The 7,190-nt window shown below is 69.5% G+C and carries 11 protein-coding genes and 2 tRNA genes; 8 read left to right on the forward strand and 5 right to left on the reverse strand.

The window, feature by feature from the left end:
• Positions 1-58 precede the first annotated feature (58 nt).
• Positions 59-322 (forward strand): hypothetical protein, encoded by a 264-nt coding sequence (locus NCG93_RS04345; RefSeq protein ID WP_194415247.1) that lies wholly within the window; start codon positions 59-61, stop codon positions 320-322.
• A 25-nt stretch (positions 323-347) separates the two neighbouring features.
• On the opposite strand, the gene yczR is transcribed toward NCG93_RS04345, so the two are convergent.
• A complete protein-coding gene (gene yczR / locus NCG93_RS04350; RefSeq protein WP_194415246.1) occupies positions 348-1,772 on the reverse strand; it encodes a MocR-like transcription factor YczR in 1,425 nt (474 codons plus the stop codon).
• Between the two features lie 62 nt (positions 1,773-1,834).
• On the opposite strand from yczR, the gene yczE reads away from it, so the two are divergent.
• The gene (gene yczE / locus NCG93_RS04355; protein WP_194415245.1) at positions 1,835-2,440 is read left to right on the forward strand and encodes a membrane protein YczE; all 606 of its coding nucleotides are present in this window, start codon (positions 1,835-1,837) and stop codon (positions 2,438-2,440) included.
• Between the two features lie 40 nt (positions 2,441-2,480).
• Here the strand turns inward: yczE and NCG93_RS04360 are convergent, their stop codons facing one another.
• Positions 2,481-2,693, reverse strand: a complete 213-nt coding sequence (locus NCG93_RS04360; protein ID WP_194415244.1) for a methyltransferase — start codon at positions 2,691-2,693, stop codon at positions 2,481-2,483.
• A gap of 105 nt (positions 2,694-2,798) precedes the next feature.
• On the opposite strand from NCG93_RS04360, the gene NCG93_RS04365 reads away from it, so the two are divergent.
• The 6 genes from NCG93_RS04365 (at position 2,799) to NCG93_RS04390 (ending at position 4,884) form a co-directional block, all read left to right on the forward strand.
• Positions 2,799-2,871: transfer RNA gene (locus NCG93_RS04365), tRNA-Arg, on the forward strand.
• 77 nt (positions 2,872-2,948) lie between these two features.
• Positions 2,949-3,575 carry an oligoribonuclease gene (gene orn, locus NCG93_RS04370; protein WP_194415243.1) on the forward strand — a complete coding sequence of 209 codons (627 nt, stop codon included), beginning with the start codon at positions 2,949-2,951 and terminating at the stop codon, positions 3,573-3,575.
• 37 nt (positions 3,576-3,612) lie between these two features.
• Positions 3,613-3,688 (forward strand) — tRNA-His (locus tag NCG93_RS04375).
• 55 nt (positions 3,689-3,743) lie between these two features.
• Positions 3,744-4,094 carry a metallopeptidase family protein gene (locus NCG93_RS04380; RefSeq protein WP_194415242.1) on the forward strand — a complete coding sequence of 117 codons (351 nt, stop codon included), beginning with the start codon at positions 3,744-3,746 and terminating at the stop codon, positions 4,092-4,094.
• Complete coding sequence (gene clpS / locus NCG93_RS04385; RefSeq protein ID WP_372495946.1) at positions 4,085-4,399, forward strand: ATP-dependent Clp protease adapter ClpS; 315 nt, start codon at positions 4,085-4,087, stop codon at positions 4,397-4,399. Before NCG93_RS04380 ends, clpS begins: the two co-directional genes overlap by 10 nt.
• Positions 4,396-4,884 carry a DUF2017 family protein gene (locus NCG93_RS04390; RefSeq protein WP_252787438.1) on the forward strand — a complete coding sequence of 163 codons (489 nt, stop codon included), beginning with the start codon at positions 4,396-4,398 and terminating at the stop codon, positions 4,882-4,884. Before clpS ends, NCG93_RS04390 begins: the two co-directional genes overlap by 4 nt.
• 8 nt (positions 4,885-4,892) lie before the next feature.
• Here NCG93_RS04390 and NCG93_RS04395 read toward each other — a convergent pair whose 3' ends face one another.
• The 3 genes from NCG93_RS04395 to NCG93_RS04405 all read right to left on the reverse strand — a co-directional run bounded on the left by NCG93_RS04395 (position 4,893) and on the right by NCG93_RS04405 (position 7,137).
• Complete coding sequence (locus NCG93_RS04395) at positions 4,893-5,486, reverse strand: sigma 54-interacting transcriptional regulator (protein WP_194415240.1); 594 nt, start codon at positions 5,484-5,486, stop codon at positions 4,893-4,895.
• A complete protein-coding gene (locus tag NCG93_RS04400; protein ID WP_194415239.1) occupies positions 5,461-5,781 on the reverse strand; it encodes a hypothetical protein in 321 nt (106 codons plus the stop codon). Before NCG93_RS04400 ends, NCG93_RS04395 begins: the two co-directional genes overlap by 26 nt.
• 93 nt (positions 5,782-5,874) lie before the next feature.
• Positions 5,875-7,137, reverse strand: coding sequence for a DNA polymerase IV (locus NCG93_RS04405; protein WP_194415238.1), 1,263 nt, complete (start codon positions 7,135-7,137; stop codon positions 5,875-5,877).
• Between the last annotated feature and the right edge of the window lie 53 nt (positions 7,138-7,190).

Consider the following 7,190-nt stretch of genomic DNA (forward strand, 5'->3'; position numbering starts at 1 on the left):
GGCCGCGCGCGGACCTGATGTCCGAACCCGTAGTTATGTTCGAGAGCGAGGAGGAATCATGAGTATGTTGATCGAAGCCGGATCGTCTCGCGAGCCGCGTCTCACGACCGGTGCGCGCGTGCGTCTGGTCCCTGCCGCGCCGTCTCTCTGGCGCGTTGTCGATTCCCGCGGCATCGTCATCGGCCATCTCCAGGAGGCGGCGCACCCCGCCGGAGTCCGGTTCCGGGCGCGACGTCTTCACGCGACCGCGCACACGTTCCGGGAGCTGGGCGAGTTCTGGACCGCCGACGAGGCGGTCGAGTGCCTGAGATTCGCGCGGTGAGGCCCGATCCCCGCAGGAGCACCCGTCAGATGACCGCGCCGACGTGCTCCGTGATGGACGACGGCGCGCCCGACCGCACCGATGCCCAGGCGTCGGCGAGCACGCTCGCGGCGCGAACCATCTCGTCCGGCGGTCCGGTGAACGGCACCCGCAGGTGGCGTTCGTGGCCGCCTTCGACCGAGAACCGCGGTCCCGCACTCAACAGGAGGCCGCGCGAACGAGCCTGCATGACGAGGGCGGAGCTCAGAGGCGCCCCCAATTCGATCCACAGCGACACTCCCCCGTGGACGACGGGCAGGTGCCATGAGGGCAGCGCCTGCTCGAGCGCCGCCATCAGCGCGTCGCGGCCCGCGCGCAGCAGCTCCGATCGCTGCCGCACGATCGCGTCGAACTGCCCGATGAGACGCGTCGCGATGGCCTGCTCGAACTCCGGCGTCCCCAGGTCATGGGCGGGGCGCGCGGCAACAAGGCGACCGATGAGCTCGCCGTCCGCGCGCACCCAGCCGAGCCGCAGACCACCCCATACCGTCTTTCCCAGCGAGCCGATCCGCACCACGGTGCCCGGTTCGGAGCTCTCGAACCCCGGTGCGACCGGGCCGCGATCGATGTCGAGGTCGGCGGTCGTCTCATCCAGCACCAGCACCGAGCCCGAACGCTCTCCTGCCGCCAGCAGCGCCTCGCGCTCCCGCGGGGTCATGCTGCGACCCGTCGGGTTCTGGAAGTCGGGCATGAGGTACGCCATGACAGGCAGCGTGCGTGCGAACGCCTGCTCGGCGCGGTCGAGGTCCCACCCGTCATCCGTCGTCACCGGCACACCGACGAGCCGAGCCCCCGCGCGACGGAGGGCGTCGGCGGCGTGCGGGTACGTCGGCGTCTCGACGAGGACACGGTCCCCACGACCGATGAGCACCGATGCGACCAGATGGATCGCGCTCTGCGCGCCGGTCGTCACGAGCACCTCCTCGGGGCGCGTCGGGACCCCCCGATCGGTGTACCGACGGGCGATGGCCTCCCGCAGCTCGATGCGGCCGAGCACGTCGTAGCCCACACGCGAGATCAGTCCCGACGCCTGCGCGGCCGTCTCCGACATGATCCCGGCGAGACCCGGCCATGCCGGCGGGCTGGCCTGCTGAAGATCGATCATGCCGTCGGAGGCCGGCATCCGTCCCGCGTCCCGGCGTCCGAGTGGCAGCGTGACGCTTCCGGATCCGCGGAGGCTGGCGATGTGCGCCGTGCGACGGAGACTGCCGTAGGCGGCGGCCACCGTGCTGCGACTCACGTGCAGCGCAATCGCGAGCTCCCGCTCGGCCGGCAGCGCGGTGCGCGGCGCGAGGCGATTGTCGAGACATAACAGACGGATGCCGTCGGCCAGTGCCTCGTAGGCAGGTTCTCGTGTCCGCCATCCGCCCAGCGAAGCAGCCAGAGCACGCGCCGAGATCCGCGAATCCATGAGGGCCAGCATACGGCTATTGGACTGCACCATGCAGGCCAATAGTGAGATTGGATAGGTGGATGCCACGCCGAATCGTCCAGTTGCTCGTCGGCCTCTTCCTCTATGGGGCCGGCTGCGCCCTGACCGTCGAAGCCGGGCTCGGCGTCGACCCGTGGACCGTGTTCGCTCAGGGCATCTCGCTCAAGACCGGGATCGGCATCGGGTGGATCACGAACATCGTGGGCTTCTTCGTGCTCCTGCTGTGGATCCCGCTTCGTCAGAAGCCCGGCGTCGGCACGATCGCGAACATCCTCCTGGTCGGAACGAGCATGCAGATCGTGATCGGCCTCGTCCCTGCGGTGGCCGGCTTCGGCGCTCAGCTGGCCGTGCTGCTCGGTGGCATCGTGCTGGTCGCGGTCGCGTCCGGGCTGTACATCGGCGCCCGGTTCGGCCCGGGTCCCCGTGACGGGCTCATGACCGGCTTGAACGCTCGGCTCGGCTGGCCGATCTGGGTGTGCCGCGCACTGGTGGAGATCTCGGTGCTGCTGGTGGGCTGGCTGCTCGGTGGCACCGTCGGCATCGGCACCGTGCTCTTCGCGGTGCTGATCGGCCCTCTCGTGCACGTCGCGCTACCCCTGCTCGACACGCGCCGCACGCCGGCGCCGGCCGTCGAGCGCGCGATCTGACGCGTCTCACGGCGGAGCGACCTGCGCCCCGCCGCGGTGTTCAGTGTTCGCGGAACTGTGGCCAGTCGCTGCCCGGGGTCATGTGGGCGTGCAGCGCGCTCTTCGCGATCTCCATCGTGGGATACGTGCCCGCCGAGTGATCCGCTCCCGCCATCGTGACGGTGTAGCCGTCGTCGTCCTTGCGGATGCTGCCTGCGACGCCCGACGCGCCGTAAGCGACCCAGAGCGAGTGGTGCGTCTGTGTGGTGCTCATCGTGAACTCCTTTCGATGCCTCCGATGCCGACGCTACGCCGAGGCCGCCGCCAGCGCCAGCGTCCGCGACGGCGTGGTGCGACCCGGTAGTGTGGGAGCACCCTTCCCTCCGTAGCTCAGGGGACAGAGCGAGCGGTTTCTACCCGCAAGGTCGGGGGTTCGAATCCTCCCGGAGGGGCTCACGGGACCGGCGTGAGAGCCGGAACCCGGGTCCAGGCCCGTGGGATGTCTGGACTTGCGACAAGGATGGAGCACATGGTGGGTGCATCCGAGAACGATCGTCTGGTGTGGATCGACTGCGAGATGACGGGACTCGATCTGGGCGTCGACGAACTCGTCGAGATCGCCGTGGTCGTGACCGACTTCGAGTTGCGCGCCATCGATCCAGGCTTCGCCGTCGTGATCAAGCCGGACGACTCCGCAATGGCGAACATGAACGAGTTCGTGACGAACATGCATCGATCTTCCGGGCTCCTGGAGGAGATCCCGCACGGCGTCAGCCTTGCGGACGCCGAGTTCCAGGTTCTCGAGTACATCCAGCGGTTCGTGCCCCTGGAGGGCAAGGCGCCACTTGCGGGAAACACCATCGGCACCGACCGCATGTTCCTCGCGAAGTACATGCCCCGCGTGGACCGCTGGCTGCACTACCGGAACGTCGATGTCTCGAGCATCAAGGAGCTGTCGCGCCGCTGGTATCCCCGCGCGTACATCCACGCTCCGGCGAAGGACGGCGGCCACCGCGCGCTCGCGGACATCCTCGAATCGATCCGCGAACTGGCCTATTATCGCCAGGCGGTGTTCGTCCCCGAGCCGGGTCCCACGAGCGACGGAGCGCGCGCCGCAGCCGCTGCCGTCGTGTCGTCGTTTGCTCCGGAGGTGTGAGAGAATCGTCTGGTTGCCCGCTCAGGCGGGAGACATGGTGGGTATAGCTCAGTTGGTAGAGCGCTGGCTTGTGGTGCCGGATGTCGCGGGTTCGAGTCCCGTTACTCACCCCAATTCCGGTCGAATGGGGCGCGTGCACGCGCCCCATTCGCGGAGAGGCGAGGCATCATGATGGAGATGGATGCCGAGACCTTCGAGCAGCTGGTGACCGACGAGCTGGATGCCCTTCCCGACGACATGGTGGAGGGTCTCGACAACGTCGTGTTCGTCGTCGAGGATCGCCCCGAGGACGGCAGTCTCGATCTGCTGGGGCTGTACGACGGCTGGGCGCTGACCGAACGCGATCGCTACGGCGTCGGCGAGCTGCCGGATCGCATCATCGTCTACCGCGAACCGCACCTCGCAGCCTGCGACGACGCGGGTGAGCTTCGCGACGAGGTGCACACGACGCTCGTGCATGAGATCGCCCATTTCTACGGGATCGACGACGACCGGCTTCATGAGCTGGGGTGGGCCTGATGACTCCGTTGGCCACTCCCTCCGTCGATCACGACGTCGAGCTCGACATCGCCTCGCGGGTCGATCCGGCCCGGCCTTGGCAGACCGTCGTGTGGGACGACCCCGTCAACCTCATGAGCTATGTCGCGCATGTCTTCCGTGAGTACTTCGGTCTCGCACGTGCGGAGGCGGAGCGGCTCATGCTCGCCGTCCACAACGAGGGTCACGCCGTCGTGGCCCAGGGCGCGCGCGAGCAGATGGAGCTGCACGCGCAGGCGATGCACGATTACGGCCTGTGGGCGACCGTACGGCAGGCGCCGGCGTGAGCGAACGGCTGGTGGTGATGGAGATCACCCGCCTGGAGGCCGCGCATCTGGCCGGCCTCGTCGGGCAGTTCGCCGAGCTGTTGCGGGATACGGCGCCCGAAGACGGCGACCCGGCGCTCGCTCGCCTCGTACCGGCGGCTTACCCCGACGATGAAGAGGCCGCCCGAGAGTTCCGTGCACTGACCCAGTCCGACCTGCTCGACCGGCGCTCGGCCGATGCCGGTGTCGTACTCGCCTCGTTGCAGGACGCGGCTCGGATCTCAGACGATCCAGAGGACCCTGCTCTCCTCGAACAGGTCGAGATCCGGCTCGGGCCGGACGCCGCGCAGGCATGGCTGCGGACGCTCGCCGCCGTGCGACTCGTCCTCGCGACGCGGCTCGGTGTCGGGCAGGATGACGACCACGACGTCGCCGACCCTCGCTTCGGCATCTACGACTGGGTCGGCTACCGGCTGGACGGCCTGGTCGCCGCGCTCGACGGCTGAGACCGACCTCAGGGCACCGGGATCACCAGCGTCGCGAGGCGCATGGGGTCGTCGCGAGCGACGTGCTGCCGCTCCTGAGCGGCCCAGCGTTCCCAATGCGGACGGAACCCATCGCCGTCGCGGGCCAGTGCGCGCTGCTTGCGGGATGCCGCGGGCGACTCGAGCCACACGCGCACATCCCCGAGGCGCGCCGTCGCGGGAGTGAGCAGTCCGGCGCCCTCGACGATGAGCGGCAGCGACGGGTCGACGGCGTGCGCCTCCGCCGGTTCGCCGACGGTCCAGTCCCAGCGCTGCCAGACACCCACGAGTCCCCGCGCGTGCGGCCGCAGGATCAGCTCTCGCGCCAGCTCGACCCCGTCGTCGAGGCCGTCCCAGCCCGGATAGATCGAGTCCAGTGCGACGACCTGCACGCGGCCTCTCAGCGGCCATCGCGCCACGAGCGCACGGGCCAGCGAGGACTTGCCGGCTCCGCTGCGGCCGTCGATGAGGACGACGGGATTGGATGCCGCCACCTGGGCGATCTCGTGTCTGATCTGGTCGACTGCGATGGCCAGCGCGTTGCCGACCGCGTCCTGGCTACTTCTTGAGGGTGCGGATGACACGACTGAGCGCGCGGCCGGCGAAGAAGACGAACGGGACCGCGATGGTCAGCAGCGCGATGATGTTCGGCTCGAACCGGAGGTCGTCGCCGCGGCGGATGTAGGCGCCGACCGGGATGGCCCAGCCTCCGCCGCCGCCGCCGCCGTTGCCGGCCTCGTCGGATCCACCGCCGAAGCCGGACCAGGTCAGGGCGACCGGGATGATACGGACGCCGTCCACGTCCAGCTGCTCCCCGTATGCGCCCTTCACGCCGAAAGACGCTGACTGCTTGCCGAGTTCGAGTGCGATGTTGGGCATGGGTCAACGGTAGCGGGCGCGAGCGTTCCGGCACACCCGCCCTCCCAACTTCGCGCGTACAGGAACGACCGGTGCCGCGTTCGCTCTGTCGACTCAGCCCTGATCCAGCCGAGGGGCGGGCGGGCTCGACGGAATCGTGCCGCCTCCGCGCACGCCGAGAAGCGTCGCACGCGTGACCGCGCCGCGGCCGAACTTCGCGGCCGCGCCGTCCAGCGCATCCTCGATGCGCCGCCAGCCGGCGTCGTCGTCCCAGAGCGTCGGAGCTGCTGCTCCCGCGGGACGCAGCTTCTCCGCTCGAACGCCGATCAGGCGGACGGGGAGCGCGCGATCCACCGACGCGAACAGCTCCAGTGCGGCATCCCCGATGCGCTGGCCCACGGCCGTCGACTCGACGAGGGTCTGGGAGCGGGAGATCGTCGTGAAGTCGGCGAAGCGCACCTTGATCGCGACGGTCGATGCCTCCCAGCCGTTCGCGCGCAGCCGGGAGCCCACCCGGTCTGCCAGGCGACGCAGCTCCGAACGGAGGATCGCCGTGTCGGCGATGTCGTCGTGGAACGTCTCCTCGTGTCCGACGCTCTTCTCGACGCGGCGGGTGTCCACTTCCCGGGCGTCGATCCCGCGTGCCAGGTGCCACACGCGGTCGCCCATCGCAGCTCCGAGCGCCCGATCGAGCATCTCGCGTGGGGCTTCGAGGACATCGCCGATCGTGCGGATGCCGCGGCTCTCGAGCGCCTCCGAGGCTTTCGGTCCGACGCCCCACAGCGCCCGGACCGATCTCGGCGCCAGGAACGCGGCGGTGTCAGCTGCGGGGACGATGAGCAGCCCGTCGGGCTTGCTGATGGTGGAGGCCATCTTCGCGACGTGTTTGGTGGCGGCGACGCCGATGCTGCAGGTGAGCCCCGTCTCGTCGAGCACCCGCTGGCGCAGCATCCGGGCGATACGCCCGGGACTCCCCCAGAGCCGACGGGCTCCGCGGACGTCGAGGAACGCCTCGTCGATCGACAGCGGCTCGACGAGGGGCGTGACGTCGCGGAAGATCCGCATGACCTGGGCCGACATCTCCAGGTACCGCTCGAAATGCGGCGCCACGACGATCGCGGTCGGGCAGAGCCGGAGCGCCTGGCCGACCGGCATGGCGGATCGCACGCCGAAGCGTCGTGCCTCGTACGAGGCGCTCGACACGACGGACCGGCTCTCGGGGGCGCCGATGATGATCGCCTTGCCGCGCAGCGACGGATCGTCGAGCTGCTCCACAGAGGCGTAGAACGCATCCATGTCGACGTGCAGGATGCCGGCACCGGCGTCGTCGGCGTCCTCGGGCGAGACGAGACGCCCGGATCCGTCACCACGCCCCATGTCGTCCATTCTCGCAGCAGTCCCCGACATGGACGCGCGAGGGCGGCCCCTGA

The sequence above is a fragment of the Microbacterium yannicii genome (assembly GCF_024055635.1).
In the GTDB taxonomy this organism is placed as follows: domain Bacteria; phylum Actinomycetota; class Actinomycetes; order Actinomycetales; family Microbacteriaceae; genus Microbacterium; species Microbacterium yannicii.